The 21,868-nt window shown below is 72.3% G+C and carries 16 protein-coding genes; 12 read left to right on the forward strand and 4 right to left on the reverse strand.

Features of this window, described 5'->3' with window-relative positions; all coding sequences use genetic code 11:
• On the reverse strand, nt 1-615 hold the full coding sequence (locus EDD40_RS31555; RefSeq protein WP_246037953.1) for a TetR/AcrR family transcriptional regulator: 615 nt from the start codon (nt 613-615) through the stop codon (nt 1-3).
• Nucleotides 616-709: 94 nt separating this feature from the next.
• Between EDD40_RS31555 and EDD40_RS31560 the strand changes: the two genes are divergently transcribed.
• The 8 genes from EDD40_RS31560 to EDD40_RS31595 all read left to right on the forward strand — a co-directional run bounded on the left by EDD40_RS31560 (nt 710) and on the right by EDD40_RS31595 (nt 8,254).
• Complete coding sequence (locus EDD40_RS31560) at nt 710-2,251, forward strand: anthranilate synthase component I (RefSeq protein ID WP_123746164.1); 1,542 nt, start codon at nt 710-712, stop codon at nt 2,249-2,251.
• Nucleotides 2,244-2,732, forward strand: coding sequence for a Trp biosynthesis-associated membrane protein (locus EDD40_RS31565; protein WP_236594437.1), 489 nt, complete (start codon nt 2,244-2,246; stop codon nt 2,730-2,732). Before EDD40_RS31560 ends, EDD40_RS31565 begins: the two co-directional genes overlap by 8 nt.
• A 210-nt stretch (nt 2,733-2,942) precedes the next feature.
• A complete protein-coding gene (gene trpC / locus EDD40_RS31570; protein ID WP_123746165.1) occupies nt 2,943-3,752 on the forward strand; it encodes an indole-3-glycerol phosphate synthase TrpC in 810 nt (269 codons plus the stop codon).
• A 40-nt stretch (nt 3,753-3,792) separates the two neighbouring features.
• Nucleotides 3,793-5,016, forward strand: coding sequence for a tryptophan synthase subunit beta (trpB, locus tag EDD40_RS31575; RefSeq protein ID WP_123746166.1), 1,224 nt, complete (start codon nt 3,793-3,795; stop codon nt 5,014-5,016).
• The gene (trpA, locus tag EDD40_RS31580; protein ID WP_123746167.1) at nt 5,013-5,798 is read left to right on the forward strand and encodes a tryptophan synthase subunit alpha; all 786 of its coding nucleotides are present in this window, start codon (nt 5,013-5,015) and stop codon (nt 5,796-5,798) included. Before trpB ends, trpA begins: the two co-directional genes overlap by 4 nt.
• A gap of 150 nt (nt 5,799-5,948) precedes the next feature.
• On the forward strand, nt 5,949-6,524 hold the full coding sequence (locus tag EDD40_RS31585) for a Uma2 family endonuclease (RefSeq protein WP_123746168.1): 576 nt from the start codon (nt 5,949-5,951) through the stop codon (nt 6,522-6,524).
• Nucleotides 6,525-6,559: 35 nt separating this feature from the next.
• Nucleotides 6,560-7,582 carry a prolipoprotein diacylglyceryl transferase gene (lgt, locus tag EDD40_RS31590; RefSeq protein WP_123748419.1) on the forward strand — a complete coding sequence of 341 codons (1,023 nt, stop codon included), beginning with the start codon at nt 6,560-6,562 and terminating at the stop codon, nt 7,580-7,582.
• A gap of 6 nt (nt 7,583-7,588) precedes the next feature.
• Nucleotides 7,589-8,254 (forward strand): response regulator transcription factor, encoded by a 666-nt coding sequence (locus EDD40_RS31595; protein WP_123746169.1) that lies wholly within the window; start codon nt 7,589-7,591, stop codon nt 8,252-8,254.
• A 7-nt stretch (nt 8,255-8,261) separates the two neighbouring features.
• On the opposite strand, the gene EDD40_RS31600 is transcribed toward EDD40_RS31595, so the two are convergent.
• Nucleotides 8,262-8,795 (reverse strand): AMIN-like domain-containing (lipo)protein, encoded by a 534-nt coding sequence (locus EDD40_RS31600; protein WP_123748420.1) that lies wholly within the window; start codon nt 8,793-8,795, stop codon nt 8,262-8,264.
• Nucleotides 8,796-8,872: 77 nt separating this feature from the next.
• Here EDD40_RS31600 and EDD40_RS31605 point away from each other — a divergent pair, with 77 nt between their 5' ends.
• Nucleotides 8,873-10,240 (forward strand): sensor histidine kinase, encoded by a 1,368-nt coding sequence (locus EDD40_RS31605; protein ID WP_123746170.1) that lies wholly within the window; start codon nt 8,873-8,875, stop codon nt 10,238-10,240.
• Nucleotides 10,241-10,722: 482 nt separating this feature from the next.
• Here EDD40_RS31605 and EDD40_RS31610 read toward each other — a convergent pair whose 3' ends face one another.
• Entirely contained in the window at nt 10,723-11,667 is a 945-nt protein-coding gene (locus tag EDD40_RS31610; RefSeq protein WP_246037955.1) for a TAXI family TRAP transporter solute-binding subunit, read from the reverse strand.
• Between the two features lie 158 nt (nt 11,668-11,825).
• Here EDD40_RS31610 and dctA point away from each other — a divergent pair, with 158 nt between their 5' ends.
• The 3 genes from dctA (at nt 11,826) to EDD40_RS31625 (ending at nt 19,593) form a co-directional block, all read left to right on the forward strand.
• Nucleotides 11,826-13,196, forward strand: a complete 1,371-nt coding sequence (dctA, locus tag EDD40_RS31615; RefSeq protein WP_123746171.1) for a C4-dicarboxylate transporter DctA — start codon at nt 11,826-11,828, stop codon at nt 13,194-13,196.
• 360 nt (nt 13,197-13,556) lie between these two features.
• Nucleotides 13,557-18,095, forward strand: coding sequence for a glutamate synthase large subunit (gltB, locus tag EDD40_RS31620; RefSeq protein WP_123746172.1), 4,539 nt, complete (start codon nt 13,557-13,559; stop codon nt 18,093-18,095).
• Nucleotides 18,088-19,593, forward strand: coding sequence for a glutamate synthase subunit beta (locus EDD40_RS31625; protein WP_123746173.1), 1,506 nt, complete (start codon nt 18,088-18,090; stop codon nt 19,591-19,593). The genes gltB and EDD40_RS31625 overlap by 8 nt, the downstream gene beginning before the upstream one ends.
• Nucleotides 19,594-19,833: 240 nt before the next feature.
• Here EDD40_RS31625 and EDD40_RS44495 read toward each other — a convergent pair whose 3' ends face one another.
• Nucleotides 19,834-21,789 (reverse strand): helicase-associated domain-containing protein, encoded by a 1,956-nt coding sequence (locus EDD40_RS44495; protein ID WP_148088962.1) that lies wholly within the window; start codon nt 21,787-21,789, stop codon nt 19,834-19,836.
• Nucleotides 21,790-21,868: the final 79 nt, after the last annotated feature.

The following is a 21,868-nucleotide window of genomic DNA, read 5'->3' on the forward strand; positions in this document are numbered from 1 at the left end:
TCAGCCGATGTCGCCGGTCAGGTAGCGCTGGAGGTTGGGCGCGATGGCCTTGACGACCGTTTCCACGTCCGCCGAGGCCAGCGGCTCGAACTTCACCACGTACCGGACCATGCCCATGCCGAAGATCTGGCTGGCCAGCAGGGTCGCCCGCAGCTCGGCGTCGGGCGCGTCCAGGTGCGTCACGAGCCGCTTGAGCAGGGTCTGCACGAAGAACGCGCGCAGCACGTCGGCGACCTGGCCGTGCGACGTCACGCTGCGCACCATCGCGGCGAACGGCCCGCCGCCGATGGGGTCCCACACGCCGATGAAGTTGCGCACGATCCGTTCGCCGATCTCCTCGTCCGGCCCGTCGAGCAGCCGGTCGATCAGCGCGTTGATGTCGACCGGGACGTGGAGCACGGCCTTGGCGAACAGGGCTTCCTTGCCGCCGAACCAGTGGTTGACCATGGCCGCGTCCACGCCCGCCCGCGCGGCGATGGACCGGACCGTGGCGCCCTCGTAGCCGCGTTCGACGAACACCTCGCGCGCGGCGGCCAGCAGCGCGGCCTTGGTGTCCTCGCCGCCGGACCGTCGGCCGCGGCGCTTGGGTTCGTTTTGGTGCGAGCCGGGGTTCACGCCCATCATCATGCGGGACGCCCCCAATTTTTTCAACGGGCGTTGAAATAGAGCCCCGCGCACCCGTGTAGGGGCGACCGGCACAATGTCGCCCATGGTGAGCGTCATCGGTGCAGGCGCGGGTCTGGGCGAGGTCAGCCCGACGCGCGAGGAGTTCCGCGAGCTCGCCGCCCAGCGGCGGGTCATCCCGGTGGTGCGGCGGCTGCTGGCGGACGCGGAGACGCCCGTCGGGCTGTACCGCAAGCTCGCGGCGGACCGGCCGGGCACGTTCCTGTTCGAGTCGGCCGAGAACGGCCGCTCCTGGTCGCGCTGGTCGTTCGTCGGCGCGCGCAGCGCGGGCGCGTTGACCGCGACCGGCGGCGAGGCTTTCTGGCTCGGCCCGCACCCGGTCGGCCTGCCCGAGGGCGGCGACCCGCTGGTGGCGCTGCGCGAGACCATCGAGGTGCTGCGCACCGACCCGCTGCCCGGCCTGCCCCCGCTGACCGGCGGGATGGTCGGCTACATCGGCTACGACGCCGTGCGGCGGCTGGAGCGGCTGCCGTCGCTGGCCGAGGACGACCTGGAGGTGCCGGAGCTGGTGATGCTGCTGGCCACCGACCTGGCCGCGCTGGACCACCACGAGGGCACCGTCACGCTCATCGCGAACGCCATCAACTGGGACGACTCGCCGGAACGCGTGGACGCGGCCTACGACGACGCGGTGACCAGGCTCGACGTGATGACGCAGGACCTGCAGAGCCCCGCGCCGCCCACGGTCGCGGTGTTCGCCCGGCCCAAGCCGGAGTTCGTGCGCCGCCGCTCGCAGCAGGAGCACTACGCGGTCGTGGAGAAGGCCAAGGAGGCCATCCGGGCCGGCGAGGCGTTCCAGGTCGTGCTGTCGCAGCGGTTCGAGATGCGCACCACCGCCGACCCGCTCGACATCTACCGCGTGCTGCGCACGTCCAACCCCAGCCCGTACATGTACCTGCTGCGGCTGGACGACTTCGACATCGTCGGGTGCAGCCCGGAATCGCTGGTGACCGTGCGCGACGGCAAGGCCACCACTCACCCGATCGCGGGCACCCGGTGGAGGGGCGTCGACGACGAGGAAGACGCCCTGCTGGAGAAGGACCTGCTGGCCGACCACAAGGAACGCGCCGAGCACCTCATGCTGGTCGACCTGGGCCGCAACGACCTCGGCCGGGTGTGCAAGCCGGGCTCGGTGACCGTCGTCGACTTCTTCAAGGTCGAGCGGTACAGCCACGTCATGCACATCGTGTCCACGGTCAGCGGCGAGCTGGCCGAGGGCCGCACGGCGTTCGACGCGGTCGCGGCGTGCTTCCCGGCGGGCACCCTGTCCGGCGCGCCCAAGCCGCGCGCGATGGAGCTGATCGAGGAGCTGGAGCCCACCCGGCGCGGCCTCTACGGCGGCGTCGTCGGCTACCTGGACTTCGCGGGCGACGCGGACACCGCCATCGCCATCCGCACCGCCCTGGTGCGCGACGGCGTGGCGTACGTGCAGGCCGGCGGCGGCATCGTGGCCGACTCCGACCCCGTCGCCGAGGACAACGAGTGCCTGAACAAGGCGGGCGCGGTGCTCTCGGCGATCGCGACCGCGCAGACCATGGCCCCGGCGGTGGACCCGGCCCGTGTCTGAGGAGTCCGGCGCCCGACCCGGCAGGCGTCCACTGTGGATCGTGGTGGCGCTGCTGCTGCTCGGCGCGGTGGCGCTGTGGGGCGCTTCCGCCCTGTCCTGGGACGCTTCGGCGGACCGAAGCGGCGGCGACGTCGTGCCCGCGCTGACCCCGTTGGCGCTGCTGTGCCTGGCCGCCATCGCCGCCGTGGTGGCGTTGAGCGGCTGGGTGCGGCGCCTGCTCGGCGCCGTGGTGCTGCTGGCGGGCGCGGCGGCGGCGTTCCAAGGGGTGGACGCCGACGGCCCGGTGACCGGCCGGGGGCTCGTGCTGCTGGGCGCGGCGCTCGCGGTCGCGGCGGGCGTCCTGCTCGTCGTGCGCGGTCCGGCCATGCCACGCCTGGGCGGCGGGTACCAGACGCCCGGCGCGGCCAAGCGGACCGCCGATCCCGAGCGGGAGCTGTGGAACGCGCTGGAGCGCGGCGACGATCCCACGGACCGGGACTGACGTCGCGCTGACGGCGGGCTGACCCACCGGTACCGCACGTTCGCGCACGTCGGCCCGGAAGGGCGCTGGTCAACCGGGCGAACGCGCCTACCCCGGTGGCCGGACGGGGTTCGCTGCGGGGTTAGCATCCTCGTGGCGGGAAGGGGAGCATGACGTGCGGGAGCTTGCGACTGAACCGGAAGGTCTGACGGAGTCGAGCGAGGTGCGCGGATGACCGTGCTCGAGTCGATCATCGAAGGCGTCCGCGAGGACCTCGCCGCGCGCGAGGCGGCACTGCCCTTCGACGTGCTCAGGGAGAAGGCGACGAAGGTGTCGCCACCGCAGGACGTGATGTCGATCCTGCGCGGACCGGGCGTCGGCGTGATCGCCGAGGTCAAGCGGCGCAGCCCGTCCAAGGGGCAGCTGGCCGACATCCCGGAGCCCGCGGAGCTCGCCGCGCAGTACGAGCTGGGCGGCGCGCGGGCGATCAGCGTGCTGACCGAGGGGCGTCGGTTCGGCGGGTCGCTGGAGGACTTCGACGCGGTGCGCGCGGCGGTGGGCGTGCCCCTGTTGCGCAAGGACTTCATCGTCAGCCCGTACCAGGTGCACGAGGCGCGCCTGCACGGCGCCGACCTGGTGCTGCTGATCGTGGCGGCGCTGGAGCAGAACGCGCTGGTGTCCCTGCTCGACCGGGTGGAGTCGCTCGGCATGACGGCCCTGGTCGAGGTGCACACGGCCGAGGAGGCCGACCGGGCGCTGGAGGCGGGCGCGAGCGTCATCGGCGTGAACGCGCGCAACCTGCACACCCTGGAAGTGGACAAGGACGTGTTCGGGCGGATCGCGCCCGGCCTGCCCTTCGACACCATCAAGATCGCCGAGTCCGGCGTGTCCGGGCCGGGCGACCTGATGGCGTACGCGGGCGCGGGCGCCGACGCGGTGCTGGTCGGCGAGAGCCTGGTCACGAGCGGCGACCCCAAGGTCGCGGTGAACAAGCTGGTGACGGCGGGGTCGCACCCCGCGTGTCCCCGGCCGAGCCGGTAAGAACCCCGTCAGACGGGTTACCCACCGCAGAGGAGAGCGCATGTCGCGCGGCCAGTTGGCTCCGACACCCCACGACCCGGACGAGCGGGGCCACTTCGGGCCGTGGGGCGGCCGGTTCATGCCGGAAGCGCTCATCGCCGCGGTGGACGAGCTCGCCGCGTTCTACGAGAAGGCGCGGGTCGACCCCGAGTTCCTGGACGAGTTCGCCCGGCTGCTGCGCGACTTCGCCGGACGCCCGTCGCTGCTCACGGAGGCGCCGAAGTTCGCCGCCCACGCGGGCGGCGCACGGGTGTTCCTCAAGCGCGAGGACCTCAACCACACCGGCTCGCACAAGATCAACAACGTGCTCGGGCAGGCGTTGCTGACCAAGCGGATGGGCAAGAAGCGGGTCATCGCCGAGACCGGCGCGGGCCAGCACGGCGTGGCCACCGCCACCGCCTGCGCCCTGATGGGCCTGGACTGCGTCGTCTACATGGGTGAGGTCGACACCGAGCGGCAGGCCCTCAACGTGGCCCGGATGCGGCTGCTCGGCGCGAAGGTCATCCCGGTGAAGACCGGCTCGCGCACGCTGAAGGACGCCATCAACGAGGCGCTGCGCGACTGGGTCGCCAACGTCGACGACACCCACTACCTGCTCGGCACCGCCGCCGGACCGCACCCGTTCCCGGTGCTCGTGCGCGACTTCCACCGGATCATCGGCATCGAGGCGCGCGAGCAGATCCTGGAGAAGGCGGGCCGGCTGCCGGACGTGGTGGCCGCGTGCGTCGGCGGCGGGTCGAACGCCATCGGCATCTTCCACGGCTTCATCGACGACCCGTCCGTGCGGCTGGTCGGCCTGGAGCCCGGCGGCGACGGCATCGAGACCGCCCGGCACGGCGCGACGCTGACCGCGGGCACGCCCGGGTCGCTGCACGGCGCCATGTCGTACGTGCTGCAGGACGCCGACGGGCAGATCGCCGAGGCGCACTCCATCTCGGCCGGTCTGGACTACCCCGGCGTCGGCCCCGAGCACGCGTTCCTGAAGGACAGCGGACGGGCCGAGTACCGGCCGGTGACCGACGCCCAGGCGATGGAGGCGTTCGCGCTGCTGTCGCGCGAGGAGGGCATCATCCCGGCGGTCGAGTCGGCCCACGCCCTGGCCGGCGCGCTGGTGCTGGGCCGCGAGCTGGGCCCCGAGGGGCTGATCCTGGTCAACCTGTCCGGGCGCGGCGACAAGGACATGGACACCGCGATCAAGTGGTTCGGGCTGGGGGTGGAGTCGTGAGCAGGCTTGATCCGGTTTTCTCGGCTTGTCGGGCGGAGTCGCGGGCGGCCCTGATCGGGTACCTGCCCGCCGGGTACCCCACGCTCGAGGGCTCGAAGGACGTGCTGCGGACGATGGTGTCCTCCGGCTGCGACCTGGTGGAGGTCGGCCTGCCGTTCTCCGACCCGGTGATGGACGGCGTGACCATCCAGCGCGCGGCCGAGCAGGCGCTGCGCGGCGGGTTCCGGGTGCGGGACCTGTTCGGCGTGGTCGAATCGGTCGCCGAAGCCGGTGGCCGCGCGGTCGTGATGACGTACTGGAACCCGGTGCTGGCCTACGGGGTGGACCGGTTCGCGCGCGACCTGGCCGCGGCCGGCGGGCTGGGCGTCATCACGCCCGACCTCGTGCCCGACGAGGGCGCCGAGTGGATCGCGGCGACGGACGCGCACGACCTGGACCGGATCTTCCTGGTCGCGCCGTCCTCCACGGAGGAGCGGATCTCGCTGACGGCCCGGTCGTCGCGCGGGTTCCTGTACGCGACGTCCGTGATGGGCGTGACAGGTGCGCGCGACGTCGTGTCCACGGCGGCCCCGGCGCTGGTCAAGCGGGTCCGCGAGCACACCGACCTGCCGATCGGCGTCGGGCTCGGGGTGCGCAACGGCGCCCAGGCCGCGGAGCTGGCGGCGTTCGCGGACGGGGTCATCGTGGGCTCCGCGTTCGTGTCGGCCGTGCAGGACGACACGGTGGCGGCGCTGACCGAGGAGTTGGCCGGCGGGGTGCGCCAAGCCGCCGCAGCCGTGTAGCACACTCGTTCGAGTGAACTAGTCCGTTCGGCGGCTCCTGCGGCTCGAAACTGTCGGTGGTCGTGGGCATCCTGGGCTCGTGATCAAGCCCGTCCACGACCCGACGTGCGACACTGGCGTGCGTCGGGCTGCCCCCGGAGGTGATGTCGCATGGCCCTGCCGGCGGACTACGAACACGACCTCGGCCACCCCGCTCCGTCGCTCCACCACGACGGACCGTGGACCCTCCAAGAAGTCCTCGCCATGCCCGAAGACTCGTCGCAGCGCGTCGAGCTCGTCGACGGGGCGCTGCTCGTGAGCCCTCTCGGAACGGGCCGGCACCAGCTGCTGGTAGGGGACTGCTACACCGCGTTGCGGATGGCATGCCCGCCGGACTACGAGGCGATGCCGGGCGTCAACGTCGGCCTGTCCCACGGACGGATGCTGATCCCGGACTTCACCGTCAACGTGGCAGGGTTCCGCGGTCTCCTGCTCCCGGCGCAGGACCTGCTGCTCGCGGGCGAAGTGCTCTCTCCGAGCACCCGTCTCCAGGACCTCACCCTCAAGAAGCAGCTCTACGCCGAGGCCGGGGTGCCGTTCTACCTAGTGGTCGACCCGAGAGGGGGCGAGCCGGTCGCGACGCTGTTCGAACTCGACGGCGTCGACTACGTCGAATCCGTGCGCAGCGAGGGCGGGTACCTGAAGCTCGAACGACCCTTCCCGGTAACAATCGAGCTGTCGCCGTAGGACGAACGGCCGCACCCACTACGGTGGTGGCCGTGGTGACGACTTACCTCGCGACGATCCCCAGCCCCGACCAGGGTGTGTGGCAACTGGGACCGATCCCGATCCGCGCCTACGCGCTGTGCATCATCCTCGGCATCATCCTGGCCATCTGGTGGGGTGAGCGCCGCTGGGTCGCCCGGGGCGGGCTGAAGGGCGAGGTCACCGACATCGCCGTGTTCGCGGTGCCGTTCGGGCTCGTCGGCGGTCGGCTCTACCACGTGGCGACGGACTACCACAAGTACTTCGGCGAGGGCCGCAACCCGCTCGACGCCCTGGCCATCTGGAACGGCGGCCTCGGCATCTGGGGCGCCATCGCGCTCGGTGGCGTCGGCGCGTGGATCGCGTGCCGCCGCAAGGGCATCCCGCTGCCCGCGATGGCGGACGCGCTCGCGCCCGGCATCGTCGTCGCGCAGGCCATCGGCCGCCTCGGCAACTACTTCAACCAGGAGCTCTACGGCGGCCCCACCACACTGCCCTGGGGCCTGGAGATCTACGAGCGGGTCGACCCCGACACCGGCTTCAAGGACGACCTCGCCGGCGTGGCGCTCGACCACACGCCGATCGAGATCGTGCACCCGACGTTCCTCTACGAACTGCTGTGGAACCTCGGCGTCGCGCTGCTCATCGTCTGGGCGGACCGGAAGTTCCGGCTCGGCCACGGCCGCGTGTTCGCGCTGTACGTCGCGGGCTACACGGCCGGCCGGTTCTGGATCGAGCTGATGCGCACCGACCCGGCCACCCAGGTGTTCGGGATGCGGATCAACGTCATCACCTCCGCCGTGGTGTTCCTCGGCGCGGTCATCTACTTCCTGCTCGCCGCGAAGAAGGGCGACCGCGAGGTCATCGTCCGCGAAGACCCCGCCGCCGCCGCCGAACCGGCCGAGTCCGGCTACTCGAGCACCGACGAGGACCCGCCGGCGGCGGACAGGCCGGCGGCCGACGTCGAAGGCACGACCGTCCCCGACACGAAGACCACGTCCGACAAGCCCGCGAACACCGGCGACAAGCCGGACCAGTAGACCGCCGTGCGCATCCTCGTCGTCGAAGATGACGACCGGGTGGCGCGCGGGCTGCTCACCGCGCTTCGGCACGCGGGCTACGAGGTGCACCGGGTCGGCACGGCCGCCGCGGCGCTCACCGCACCACCGGCGGACGTCGTGCTGCTCGACCTGGGACTGCCCGACGGCGACGGCCTCGACGTGCTGCGCGAACTCCGCCACCGCACCGGCACCGCGATCATCACCGTCACCGCGCGCGGCGAAGAGCGGGAACGGGTCCTCGGCCTGCGCCTGGGCGCGGACGACTACGTGGTGAAACCGTTCGGCACCGCCGAGCTGCTGGCCCGCATCGAAGCCGTGCTCCGCCGCACGCGTGCCGCCCGTGCCGCCGCGCGCGAGCACGAGATCACGCTCGGCCCGCTCACCCTCGACCCGGCCGGCCGCGAAGCGCGGATCGACGGCCGGCCGGTGCCGCTGACCCGCAAGGAGTTCGACCTGCTCGCCCTGCTGGTCGGCCGGGCGGGCACCGTCGTCAGCCGCGACCTGATCGTGGACCAGGTGTGGCAGGCCCACTGGGAAGCACCGTCACGCACCCTGGACACCCACATCGCCGCCCTGCGCGGCAAGCTCGGCGACGCCCTGCGCATCGAGACGATCCGGGGTGTGGGCTACCGGGTGGCAGCCCACACCTGACCGGCGATCACCAGACGTGGGCGACGTCCACCACGACGCGACCGGGCAGCGTGAACACCCGGAACGGCAGCAGGGCGCGCACACCCAACCCGACCGTCGTCTGCCCCTCGAACGACCCGGCCCACGCGACCTGCCGGAACGTCTGGTAGCCGGTGACGTCCACCAGCTCGGACCCGTTCGGGTAGGTGTAGGTCGGGTTGCCGTCCTGGTCGTACGCCGGCGAGTTCACCGTGATCTGCAGCTTGCCGCCGCCGCGCAACGGCACCGGCTTGCCCGACCCCTCGTGCGTCACCTCGGACACGTACTGCACCGTGTAGCCGTCGTTCTCGCCGCCGGTGAAGTCGAACACCAGCCGGTCGTAGCACTCCTGCTGACCCGCCCGGATGTTCGACAGCAGCCCGGTCGTGGTCTGCGAGGCGTACTTGGGCCCCGACCCCCAGGCGACCGGTGCGCAGGCCGTGGGCGCCGCGGACGCGGTGACCGGAGCGACCACCGCGAACGCCGTCATCGCCGCGAGTACCACTGCGATTTTGCGTAGCATGCTCATTTCCCCCTTCGTCGGACCGGAACAGCCCCCGGTCGACATGACGCACGTCACCCCCGGGAGGTTGCCTCCGCGTGCTGCGCCGCCTGCTGGTCCTCATCGTGCCGCTGCTGGTCGCCCTGGTCGCGGCCCTCGGCGTGCCGCTCGCGTTCGCCGTCGTGCAACGCGAGAGCCAAGAGACGTACCTCGACCGACTGGGTGACGCGAGCCGGTTCGCGTCGCTGGCCGAGAACGCCCTGGCCTCGGACCGGCTGACCGCGTTGCGCGAGGAACTCGTCCGCTACGACCAGCTCTACGGCATCTCGGCCGCGCTCGTCGGCACCGACGGCACGGTGCTGGAATCGTCACGCCGCCCGTTCCCCCTGGACGACCCGCGCGTCGAGGTGGGCCTGAACGCGGCCTTCGGCGGCTACCGCGGCGAAACCGACCAGTCGGTCTGGCCGTGGGAGCGCGTGGACCTCGTCGTGGTCGAGCCGGTGGGCCGGGACAGCGAGGTCGTGGCCGCCGTCGTGACGATCTCCCCGACCGACGGCCTGCGGTCCGCGATCCTCCGCCAGTGGGGGGTGCTGGCCCTGATCGGCCTCGTGCCCATGCTGGGCGTGGTGGCGGTCGCGTGGCCGATGTCCCGCTGGGTCCTGCGCCCGGTCCGCACACTGGACGAAGCCACCGCCGCCGTCGCCGGTGGACACCTCGACGCTCGCGCGGACGAACTCGGCGGCCCCCCTGAGCTGCGCAGGCTGGCCGCGAGCTTCAACGCGATGGTCGACGTCGTCGGCCGTGCCCTGCGCCGCCAACGGGCGTTCGTGGCCGACGCCTCCCACCAGCTCCGCAACCCGCTGGCCAGCCTCCGCCTCGCCGTGGACAACCTGGAACCCCACGTGACCGACGACGCGGGCCGCGAGGCGCAACGCATCGCGGTCGACGAGGCCGAGGAGATGGGCCGCGTCCTCGACACCCTGCTGGCCGCCACCCGCCTCGACAGCGCCTCCTCCGCCGAACCGGTCGACGTGGACACCCTGCTGGCCACCCACGTCCCCGGCTGGCGGGCGCTGGCCGGCGGGATGCGCCTGGACGTCACCGTCCCACCGGGCCTGCGCGCCCTGGAACCACCCGGCGGCCTCGGCAGCGTGCTGGACGAACTCGTCGGCAACGCGATCCGCCTGTCCGGCGGCACCCGCGTGCACATCTGGGCCCGGACCGCGGACGACGGCGTGGAACTGCACGTGACCGACGACGGCACGGGCCTGTCGGACGCGGAACGAGCCGACGCGACCAGGAGGTTCTGGCGCGCGCCACGCCACCAGAACATCCCGGGCACCGGCCTGGGCCTCGCGATCTGCGCCGAGCTGATCGAGTCGGCCGGCGGCGAACTGACCCTCCACCCCGCCGAACCGCACGGCCTGGACGCCGTCGTGCGCCTCAGCGCCCGAACCCCCGCCTGACCCACCGCGGGGCGCTCAAGCCGACCACACCTCGAGCCCGGAGCACGGCAAGCCCGGAGCATGACAAGCGCCGAGCATGACAAGCGCCGGTGCGGCGGCAACCCGTCCCCGAGGCCGGCTGCCCGCTCGAACGCCGCGCGCCTGGGTGCGCCGACTACCGCGTTACCCGCGCGCCTGGGTGCGCCGACTACCCGCGCTATCCGCGCGCCTGGGTGCGCCGACTACCCGCGCTATCCGCGCGCCTGGGTGCGCCGACTGCATGGGCCTGCCGACTGGCCTGGTGGCCGACCGTCTGGTCCTCTGGCTGGTGCGCTGTCGGTGGCTGGTGCGCTGTCGGTCTGGCCTGGTCGCGATGGCTCGCCGTGGGTGCCGCCTCCTTCTATCCCGGCAACGTCAATGGTGTGCGGAAAGTTTCGCCATTGACGGGCGGTTCCCTCGATCGGGTGATCAAGGGGGAGGCGGAGGGTAAGAATACTTGCTGGTCAGCGCTTTGTCGCGCGGAACCAGCGTTCGGCGCCCTTGTGCAGTGGGACCTGGCCGGTGGCGATGCCGGTCCGCACGTTGATCCGGCTGGCTTCCGGGTGTCCTGCGGCGATGCGGGCGGACTGGGTGAACACCGTCCGCGTCACCACCTCGACCACGTCCTCGTCCAACGAGGTCCGCGCCAGCAGCAGGTTCGGCACGGCGAACGTGTGGCACGGCCCCAGGTTCCCGTAGGTGGTGGCCGGGATGGTGGCCGGCACGTACGGGCCGGGGTAGGCCTCGGCCAGGCGTTCCGCCTCGGCGGGCAGGTCGAGCAGGCGCAGCGGGAACGTGCCGAGGGTGTCGGCGATCGCCGGGGTCGGGATGCCGGTCAGCGCGAGGAACGCGTCCAGCGCGCCGGACCTCACCTCGTCGGCCGCGTCGGCGTGGGCCATGCGGCGCGCGTCGACCTCGATCCCCAGCAACGACAACAACCGGCTCGCGGTGAACTCGGTGCCCGACTCCGACGGGCCGAACGACACGGTCTTCCCGGCCAGGTCCGACAACGTCCGCAGCGACGAGCCGGCGGGCACGGCGACCTGCATGAAGCTGTCGTAGAGCCGGCCCACGGCGCTGATCCCGCCGGGATCTTCCGCGCTGAGCAGCGAACCCGACACCAGCGGGTCCAGTGAGGACAGTCCAAGGTGGACCTGGCCCTCACCGAGCAGCCTGACGTTCTCCACCGACGCGCCGGTCTGCCGCTCCACCACCCGGGTCGCGGGCAGCTCGTCGGCCAGCGCCGCGGCCAGCGCGCCGCCGATCTCGCGGAACACCGCGCCGTCCGGGCCGGTCGCGAGGACCAGCTCGTCGAGCGCGGGCGTCTCGGTCGACGTGCAGGCCGTCAGCCACGCCGGCCCGCCCGCCACCAGGGCGGCTCGCAGCACCGACCGCCGGGACACGCGCACGACCGGCAGCCTAACCCCGCCCCACCGGGTGAACGAGGTGTTACGTCAGAGGGATCTGAAGTTTCGGCCGGGCTCCTTGTCGCGGTGACGCGCTGTGCCCAGGATCACCAACCAACCCCCTACCGGCCGGCAGGCAATGGTCCCCCTTTGGAGGAGACGTGGTCAGCGCGCAGGCACGTGAGCGCAAACCGATCTACAAGCACCTCTACTTCTGGGTGCTGGTGTCGATCGTGCTCGGCGTGATCGTCGGGTACGCCTTCCCGGCGCAGGCGTCGGGCATGAAGTGGCTGGCCGACTTCTTCATCGCGCTGGTCAAGGTCGTCATCGCGCCGACGATCTTCTGCACGGTCGTGGTGGGCATCGCGGGCCTGGGCAACCTCGCCAAGGCGGGCGGCCTGGCGCTGCGGACCATCCTGTACTTCACCGCGATGACGACGGTGGCGCTGGCGATCGGCCTGATCGTGGTGAACCTGGTCCAGCCGGGCCACCACGGCGCGACCATCCCGATCAACGACGGCGCGGCGGACAAGACGCTCGCCGAGGCCAAGACCGCCGAGACCGGTGTCACGGGCTTCATCCTCGGCCTGGTGCCGAAGTCGTTCCTGGGCGCGTTCACCGACGGCCAGCTGATCCAGGTGCTGGTGGTCGCGATCCTGGTCGCGGTGGCCGTGGCGGGCATGGGCAAGCGCGGCGAGAAGGTCGTGTCCGCGTTGGACACCACGGCGAAGGTGATGTTCGGCGTCATCAAGATCGTCATGTACGCGGCGCCGATCGGCGCGTTCGGCGGCATCGCCTACACCATCGGCAAGTTCGGCGGCTCGATCCTGGGCAAGCTGGCGTGGCTGATGGGCTCGTTCTACGCGACGTGCCTGCTGTTCGTCCTCGTGGTGCTCGGCGGTGTCGGGCTGTACGCCGGGTTCTCGATCTTCAAGTTCCTCCGGTACATCAAGGACGAGCTGCTGATCGTGCTGGGCACGTCGTCGTCGGAGACGGTGCTGCCGCGGATGCTGGTGAAGCTGGAGGCGGCGGGCGCGGACAAGTCGGTGGTGGGGCTCACCATCCCGACCGGCTACTCGTTCAACCTGGACGGCACCTGCATCTACCTGACCATGGGCGCGATCTTCATCGCCCAGGCGACGGGCACGGACGTGGGCCTGGGCACGCAGGTCGGCCTGCTGCTGTTCATGTTGCTGGCCAGCAAGGGCGCGGCGGGCGTGACGGGCGCGGGCCTGGTCACGCTGGCGGCGTCGCTGAGCGCGTTCGAGGGCAACAGCGCGATCCCGGCGGTCGGCATCGCGCTGATCGTGGGCATCGACCGGTTCATGTCCGAGGCGCGGGCCATCACGAACGTCATCGGCAACGGCGTCGGCACCCTCGTGGTGGCGCGGTGGCAGGGCCAGTTGGACCGCGACCGGCTGCGCGAGGTGCTGGACAACCCGGGACAGGTCGATGTGGACGCCCTGCTGGACCGGCAGCACGGTGACGGGGACGTCACGGAGCGTGAACCGGTGGGTGCGGTCACCCGCTGAGACGGGCAGGTGAGCCCCCGGTCGTCGCCCGCGAGGCGGGGGCACGGGGGCTCACCTGCGGCTACGTCCGCGACGGTGGCGCGGAGCGCCGTGTCGGCTGGCTCTCACCAGCGCGCGCACCGGCCGGCCCTCCGTTATGCTTAACAACGCGTAACAAGCCGGCCCGGGTATCGCTCGACCCGGTCGAATCGTTACCGGTCGCCGATCGAGATCACCCGAAGGATGGTGTGGATCCGTTTCGCGACTGTTAAAGTCTCGTCAACACGCGGGCCATCGTCGTCCCGTGCCCAGCACCCGGATTCCAGGACCTGGACACGAGGACTCGTTCTTTCACCAAGGACGACGAAGGAGGTCTGCGCAGTGATCTTCTCCGCCATCCCGTCCCCGCAGGGGCTCTACGACCCCGCCGCGGAACGTGACGCTTGCGGTGTGGCGATGGTCGCCGACATCCGAGGCCGGCGCTCGCACGACATCGTCGTCGACGCGCTCACCGCGCTGGCCAACCTGGAGCACCGGGGCGCCGCCGGCGCCGAGCCGACCAGCGGCGACGGCGCCGGGATCCTCGTGCAGCTGCCGGACGCGTTCCTGCGGCAGGTGCTCGACTTCGAGCTGCCGGAGCCGGGCGCGTACGCGGCGGGCATCGCGTTCCTGCCCTCCGCCGAGGAGTCGCGCACCAAGGCCGTCGAGCTGACCGAGCGGATCGCCGCCGAAGAGGGCCTGGTGGTCCTGGGCTGGCGCGACGTGCCCACCGCGCCCGACCACGCCGGCGTGGGCCCCACCGCCCGGTCGGTGATGCCGCACTTCGCGATGCTGCTCGTCAAGGGCGGGAGCGACCGGCGCGACGTCGCCCTGGACCGCCTCACGTTCGCCCTGCGCAAGCGGGTGGAGCACGAGAGCGCGGCGGCGGACGTCGGCACGTACTTCCCGTCGCTGTCGTCCCGGACGATCGTCTACAAGGGCATGCTGACCACCGGCCAGCTGCCCGCGTTCTTCCCCGACCTGCGCGACGAGCGGCTGGCCAGCGCGATCGCCCTGGTCCACTCCCGCTTCTCCACCAACACGTTCCCGTCGTGGCCGCTGGCGCACCCGTTCCGGTACGTCGCCCACAACGGTGAGATCAACACGGTGCGCGGCAACCGGAACCGGATGCGGGCCCGCGAGGCGCTGCTGGCCTCCGACCTGATCCCGGGCGACCTGACCAGGCTGTTCCCGATCTGCCACCCGGAGGGCTCGGACTCGGCGAGCTTCGACGAGGTGCTGGAGCTGCTGCACCTGGGCGGCCGGAGCCTGCCGCACGCGGTGATGATGATGATTCCCGAGGCGTGGGAGAACCACACCTCGATGGACCCGAAGCGCCGCGCGTTCTACGAGTTCCACGCGAGCCTGATGGAACCGTGGGACGGCCCGGCGTGCGTGACGTTCACCGACGGCTCGCTCGTCGGCGCGGTGCTCGACCGCAACGGGCTGCGCCCCGCCCGCTGGTGGCAGACCGCCGACGGCCGCGTGGTGCTGGCCTCGGAGACCGGCGTGCTGGACGTGCCCGCCGACCAGGTCGTCGCCAAGGGCCGGTTGCAGCCGGGCAAGATGTTCCTGGTCGACACGGTCGAGGGCCGCCTGGTCGAGGACGACGAGGTCAAGGCGAAGCTGGCCGAGGAGCTGCCCTACGACGAGTGGCTGCACGCGGGCCTGCTGGAGCTGGCCGACCTGGCCGACCGCGAGCACGTCGTGCAGAGCCACGAGTCCGTGGTGCGCCGGCAGCTCACGTTCGGCTACACCGAGGAAGAGCTGCGGGTCCTGCTCGCGCCGATGTCCACCAACGGCGCGGAGCCGCTCGGCTCGATGGGCACCGACACCCCGGTGGCGGCGCTGTCGCAGCGCTCGCGGCTGCTCTACGACTACTTCGTGCAGAACTTCGCCCAGGTCACCAACCCGCCGCTGGACGCGATCCGCGAGGAGATCGTCACCAGCGTGTCGCGGGTGATGGGCCCGGAGCAGAACCTGCTCGAGCCCGGCCCGGTCAGCTGCCGGCACATCAAGCTGACCTACCCGGTGATCGACAACGACGAGCTGGCCAAGCTCATCCACATCAACGACGACGGCGACCTGCCCGGCTTCGCCTGCACCGTCCTGTCCGGACTGTACGAAGTGGACGGCGGCGGCGCGGCGCTGGCGGCGGCGGTCGAGCGGGTGCGCCGCGAGGCGTCCGAGGCGATCGCGAACGGCGCCCGCACGCTCGTGCTGTCCGACCGCGACTCCGACCACCGCATGGCGCCGATCCCGTCGCTGCTGCTCGTCTCCGCGGTGCACCACCACCTGGTGCGCACCAAGGAGCGGCTGCGCGTGGCACTGGTCGTCGAGACCGGCGACGCCCGCGAGGTGCACCACATCGCCGCGCTGCTGAGCTACGGCGCCGCCGCGGTGAACCCGTACCTGGCGTTCGAGACGATCGAAGACATGATCAGCACCGGCGCGGTCACCGGCATCGAGCCGCGCAAGGCCGTGCGGAACTACGTGACGGCGCTGGTCAAGGGCACTTTGAAGATCATGTCGAAGATGGGCATCTCGACCGTCGGCGCGTACACGGCGGCGCAGGTGTTCGAGGCCGTCGGCCTGTCCGAGGAGCTGCTCGGCGAGTACTTCACCGGCACGGTGTCGAAGCTCGGCGGCGCGGGCCTGGACGTGCTGGCGGAGGAGGTGGCGCTGCGCCACCGCCGCGCGCACCCCGACAACCCGACCGACCGGGTGCACCGCCGGCTGGAGGTGGGCGGCGAGTACGCCTACCGCCGCGAGGGCGAGCTGCACCTGTTCACGCCGGAGACGGTGTTCCTGCTCCAGCACGCCACCAAGACCGGCAAGCAGGACGTGTACCGGCGCTACACCGAAGAGGTGGAGCGGCTGGCCCGGCAGGGCGGCACGCTGCGCGGCCTGTTCTCGTTCGCCGCCGAGGGCCGCACGCCGGTCCCGATCGACGAGGTCGAGCCGGTCTCCTCGATCGTCAAGCGGTTCAACACCGGGGCCATGTCGTACGGGTCGATCTCGGCCGAGGCGCACGAGACGTTGGCCATCGCGATGAACCGGCTCGGCGGCCGGTCCAACAGCGGCGAGGGCGGCGAGGACCCGGAGCGCCTGTACGACCCGGAGCGGCGCAGCGCGGTCAAGCAGGTCGCGTCCGGCCGGTTCGGCGTCACCAGCGAGTACCTGGTCAACGCCAGCGACATCCAGATCAAGATGGCGCAGGGCGCGAAGCCCGGCGAGGGCGGCCAGCTGCCCGGCTACAAGGTGTACCCGTGGATCGCGCGCACCCGGCACTCCACGCCGGGCGTCGGCCTGATCTCGCCGCCGCCGCACCACGACATCTACTCGATCGAGGACCTCGCGCAGCTGATCCACGACCTGAAGAACGCCAACGAGCAGGCCCGCGTGCACGTGAAGCTGGTCAGCGAGGTCGGCGTCGGCACGGTCGCGGCGGGCGTGGCGAAGGCGCACGCGGACGTGGTGCTGATCTCCGGCCACGACGGCGGCACCGGCGCGTCGCCGCTGAACTCGCTCAAGCACGCGGGCACGCCGTGGGAGATCGGCCTCGCCGAAACCCAGCAGACGTTGCTGCTCAACGGTTTGCGCGACCGGATCACCGTGCAGGTCGACGGCGCGATGCGCACCGGCCGCGACGTGGTGGTGGCCGCGCTGCTCGGCGCCGAGGAGTTCGGCTTCGCGACCGCGCCGCTGATCGTCGAGGGCTGCGTGATGATGCGGGTCTGCCACCTGGACACCTGCCCCGTCGGCATCGCCACGCAGAACCCCGAGCTGCGCAAGCGCTTCACCGGCCAGGTCGACCACGTGGTGACCTTCTTCCACTTCATCGCCCAGGAGGTCCGGGAACTGCTGGCCTCCCTCGGCTTCCGCACGATCGACGAAGCCGTCGGCCACGCCGAGCTGCTGCGGACCGACGAGGCCATCGAGCACTGGAAGGCGGCCGGGCTGGACCTGTCGCCGGTGTTCGAGGTGCCGGAGACGCCTTACCGCACGGCCAAGCGCAAGGTCCGCGAGCAGGACCACGGCCTGGCGCAGGCGTTGGACCGCACGCTGCTCCAGCTCGCCGACGCGGCGTTGAACGACGCCCGCCCGGTGCGGCTGGAACTGCCGCTGCGCAACGTCAACCGCACCGTCGGCACGCTGCTCGGCGCGGAGGTCACGCGCCGCTTCGGCGGCGACGGCCTGCCCGACGACACGATCCACGTGACGTTCACCGGCTCGGCCGGCCAGTCGCTGGGCGCGTTCATCCCGCGCGGCATCACGCTGGAGATGATCGGCGACGCCAACGACTACGTCGGCAAGGGCCTGTCCGGCGGCCGGATCGTCGTGCGGCCGCACCCCGACGCGCCGTTCGCGGCCGAGCGGCAGGTCATCGCGGGCAACGTGATCGGCTACGGCGCCACGTCCGGCGAGATCTTCCTGCGCGGCCGGGTCGGCGAGCGGTTCTGCGTGCGCAACTCGGGCGCGCTGGCCGTGGCCGAGGGCGTCGGCGACCACGCGTTCGAGTACATGACCGGTGGCCGGGCCGTGGTGCTCGGGCCGACCGGCCGCAACCTCGCCGCGGGCATGTCCGGCGGCATCGCGTACGTGCTGGAACTCGACCCGGCGGCGGTCAACACCGCGATGGTCGAGCTCCAGCGGCCCGGCGCGGAAGACCTGCGCTGGCTGCGCGAAGTGGTGGAACGCCACCACCAGCTCACCGGTTCGGCGGTGGCCGCGTCGCTGCTCGGCGACTGGCCCCGGCGTTCCGCGTCGTTCACCAAGGTCATGCCCGGTGACTACCAGCGCGTGCTCGAAGCGATGAGGCTCGCCCGCGCGGAAGGCAGGGACGTCGACCAGGCGATCATGGAGGCCTCCCGTGGCTGACCCGTACGGTTTCCTCAAGCACTCCCGCGCCGAGGCGAAGAAGCGTCCCGCCGCGGACCGGCTGTCCGACTGGGACGAGGTGTACCTCGACGTCCCCGCCGAGCAGCGCGACGCGGAGGTGCGCACGCAGGCGGCGCGGTGCATGGACTGCGGCATCCCGTTCTGCCACTCCGGGTCGGCCGGGTGCCCGCTCGGCAACCTGATCCCCGAGTGGAACGACCTGGTGCGCCGGGGCGACTGGGAGTCGGCGTCGGACCGGCTGCACGCGACGAACAACTTCCCCGAGTTCACCGGCCGGCTGTGCCCCGCGCCGTGCGAGGCGGCGTGCGTGCTGTCGATCAGCCACGACGCGGGCGGCGCGGTCGCGATCAAGCGGGTCGAGCAGGCCATCGCGGACGTGTCGTGGGACCAGGGGCTCGTGCGGCCGACGCAGTCGCAGGTGTCGTCGGGCCGCCGGGTGGCGGTCGTCGGTTCCGGCCCGGCCGGGCTGGCGGCGGCGCAGCAGCTCACGCGGGCGGGCCACGAGGTCACCGTGTTCGAGCGGGACGACCGGCTCGGCGGGCTGCTCCGCTACGGCATCCCCGAGTTCAAGATGGAGAAGAAGGTCCTCGACCGGCGGCTCGCGCAGCTGCGCAAGGAGGGCACGAAGTTCGTCACCGGCTGCGAGGTCGGCGTCGACCTGACCGTCGAGGAGCTGCGGTCGAAGTTCGACGCGGTGGTCCTCGCGGTCGGCGCGCTGCGCGGCCGTGACGACACGACGACGCCCGGCCGTTCGCTGCGGGGCGTCCACCTGGCCATGGAGCACCTGGTGCCCGCCAACCGCGCGTGCGAGGGCGACGGCCCGCCGGCGATCGACGCGGCGGGCAAGCACGTCGTGATCATCGGCGGCGGCGACACCGGGGCCGACTGCTACGGCACGGCGTCCCGGCAGGGCGCGGCCTCCGTGCTGCAGCTGGACCAGTACCCGATGCCGCCGTCCACTCGCGACAACGACCGCTCGCCGTGGCCGGTGTGGCCGTGGATCCTGCGCACCTACCCCGCGCACGAGGAGGCGGGCGAGCGGAAGTTCGCGGTCGCGGTGGAGGAGTTCGTCGGCGACGACGACGGGCACGTGACCCACATCCGGCTGCGCAAGGTGCGGGTGGAGAAGGACGCCTCGGGCCGCCGCCAGGTCGTGCCGACGTCCGAGGAGGTCGAGGTGCTGCCCGCGGACCTGGTGCTGCTGGCCATCGGCTTCGAGGGCGTCGAGCACATGCCGCTGCTGGACGGGCTCGGCCTCCAGCTCACCTCGCGCGGCACGATCTCGTGCGGCTCGGACTGGCAGACCCGGTCGCCCGGCGTGTTCGTCTGCGGTGACGCCCACCGGGGCGCCTCGCTGGTCGTGTGGGCGATCGCCGAGGGCCGCTCGGTGGCCAACGCGGTGGACCGCTACCTGACCGGCTCGTCCGACCTGCCGTCCCCGGTGATCCCCAACATGCTGCCGCTCGCCGTGGTGTAACCCCCCAGACCGCCGCTCGCTGGTTGCCCGGCCGCCCCGACAACGACGTCGGGGCGGCCCTTTCACCGCGGCGGTGTCGCCCGGCCGGGACCAAGGCGTGCCCACGTGCCAACTCGGGTGACTTCCCGAGCGGGAACCGGGAGAGCGCCCCGGCGAGCGGTGGAGCCGAGGACGTCACCCATGGCACGAGGTGCGGTCGACATCGCGGACGAATGATTCCTCGACCCCGCGCGAAGGCCGTCACACGCTGGTCACCGCGCGCACCGACCGGATGCGGCTGACCAGGAACTCGCGGTGCTCGCCGCGGGGCGCGCAGTTGGCCTTCAGGTTGCCCGCCGCGTGGTCCACTGGCGTGATCACGTGCTTCACCGTGCTCCGCGGGCCGTTCGCCACCGCGATCTCCACCGACGTGCGGCTCACCAGCGCGTCCGCCAGCAGCACCACCTCCGAGTCGCGCAGCACCAGCGACTGGTCGCGCAACAGCCGCACGGTGCCGATCCGCTGCGACTCCACCGGCGGCAGGACGAACTTCGGCCTGGGCCGCTCCTGCTCCACCAGGGCCGCCGCCAGCTTCGCCACCTCGTGCCCGGTCAACGGCGCCCGCCACCCGCCGGTCGCGGCACGTGCGGGCGGCGGCGCCTCGACCCGGCGCCGAGGCAGCCGCGCCATCACCGCCGTGCCGTCCACCGCGGCCGTCGTGGGCGCGTAACCGGCCGCCCGCAGCAGCGCCAACGTCTCCTTGGCGGGCTTCGCCGACGCCAGCACCGTCGGGCCCAACGGCTGCAACGACAACTGCGCCAACGACCGGTGCGCGGCGATCTCGCTCAACAGCACCGGGTCCTCGGTCCGCACGCAGCACGCGACCGGCGTCACCGTGATCCGCCCGTGCTGCCGCGCCACCTCGCGGACCAGGTGCGCCAACGTGGGCGGCACGCCGTGCTCGGCCACCGACGCCAACCGGGCCAGCAGCGCGTCCGGCTCGTGCCCCGCGTCCAACGCCCGCCGCACGCTCGCCCCGCTGAACCGCCACCCGCCCGCCGCGCCGTCCGCCGCCAGGTCCAGCACCGCGCTCAGCTCGCGCGACGGCAACCCGGCCACCACGGCGGTCAGGTCCGGCCGCAGGTGGGCGGTGGACGCGTCGGGCGGCACGAACCGGCCCGCCACCTCGTCCACCCCGCCCGCCAGCACCGCGCGGCCCAGCGAGGTCGCCGCGCCCAGCGCCACCAACCCCACCGACTCGGCCTCCACCAGCGCCGCCTCGGTCGCCGCCCGTCCGTGCACGGCGGGCCGCGTCCACACCAGGTCGGCCACCACCTCGTGCCGGTGCTCGAACGCCTCGTCCTCGTCCAGCAGCGCGTACCGCTCCAGCAGCCCGCGCCGGATCCGGTCGCCCGAGTCCGACGAGGACGGCTCCGCCGACGCGGGCCGCTGCTTGCCCGGCGTCCACGTCAACCGCGGCCACGCCCGGGCCAGCGCGGTCAACCGCTCCGGGGGCGACGCGGCCCGCCACGGGTCCGCGCCGACGGTCGGTACCAGCCTGCCGTCGTCCACCGCGAGCAGCCGCGCCTCGACCGCCAGCCCCACCCACAACCGCGTCCGGCCCTCGTCCGCGCGCAGCACGCCCGCGAGCCGCCGCAGCTCCCGCAGCCCCATCACCGCGCGGCACGCCACCTGCTCCACGTCGCACAGGTCGACCAGCCGCGTCACACCGTCCACAGTGGACGTGGCGGGGGTGATCGCGGCCCGGTCCGCGAAACCCCGGTTCTGCGGCGCGCGGCGCGGCGCGCGTGGCGCGGGCGTGATGCGCTGCGGCGGCTCGTCCTCCACCGGCCGCAACCCCGGCGAACTCACCAGCCGCCCCTCCGCCGGCCAGACCAACGCCCTCGCGCGCAACTGGCCCAACGCCCGCTTCAGCTCGGCCCGCGACGCCTTCCCGGTGCAGCGCAACCGTTCCGCCAGCGCCTCCACACAGGCCTCGTCACCCAGCCGCAGCACGGTGTCCAGCACGTCCCGGCACGCCTGGTCGAGCCCGTCGACCGCCGCCCGCAGCGACGCCGCCGAGGTCAGCTCGTCCGCCAGCGCCCGCAACGAGTGGGGCCTGCGGTCGGCGGCGTCCTTGCGCAGCGCCAGGATGTCCCGGACCTCCACCGCGTCGAGCTCGCGCAGCCATCCGGCCAGCGCCGTTTTCCTACCCACCAGCCGATTATGCACAGAACGTGACGGCTCGGTGATGCGGTGCGATAGAGCGTTCGAATGGGCCACGAATGGACGAACG

This window comes from Saccharothrix texasensis (assembly GCF_003752005.1).
Lineage (GTDB): Bacteria > Actinomycetota > Actinomycetes > Mycobacteriales > Pseudonocardiaceae > Actinosynnema > Actinosynnema texasense.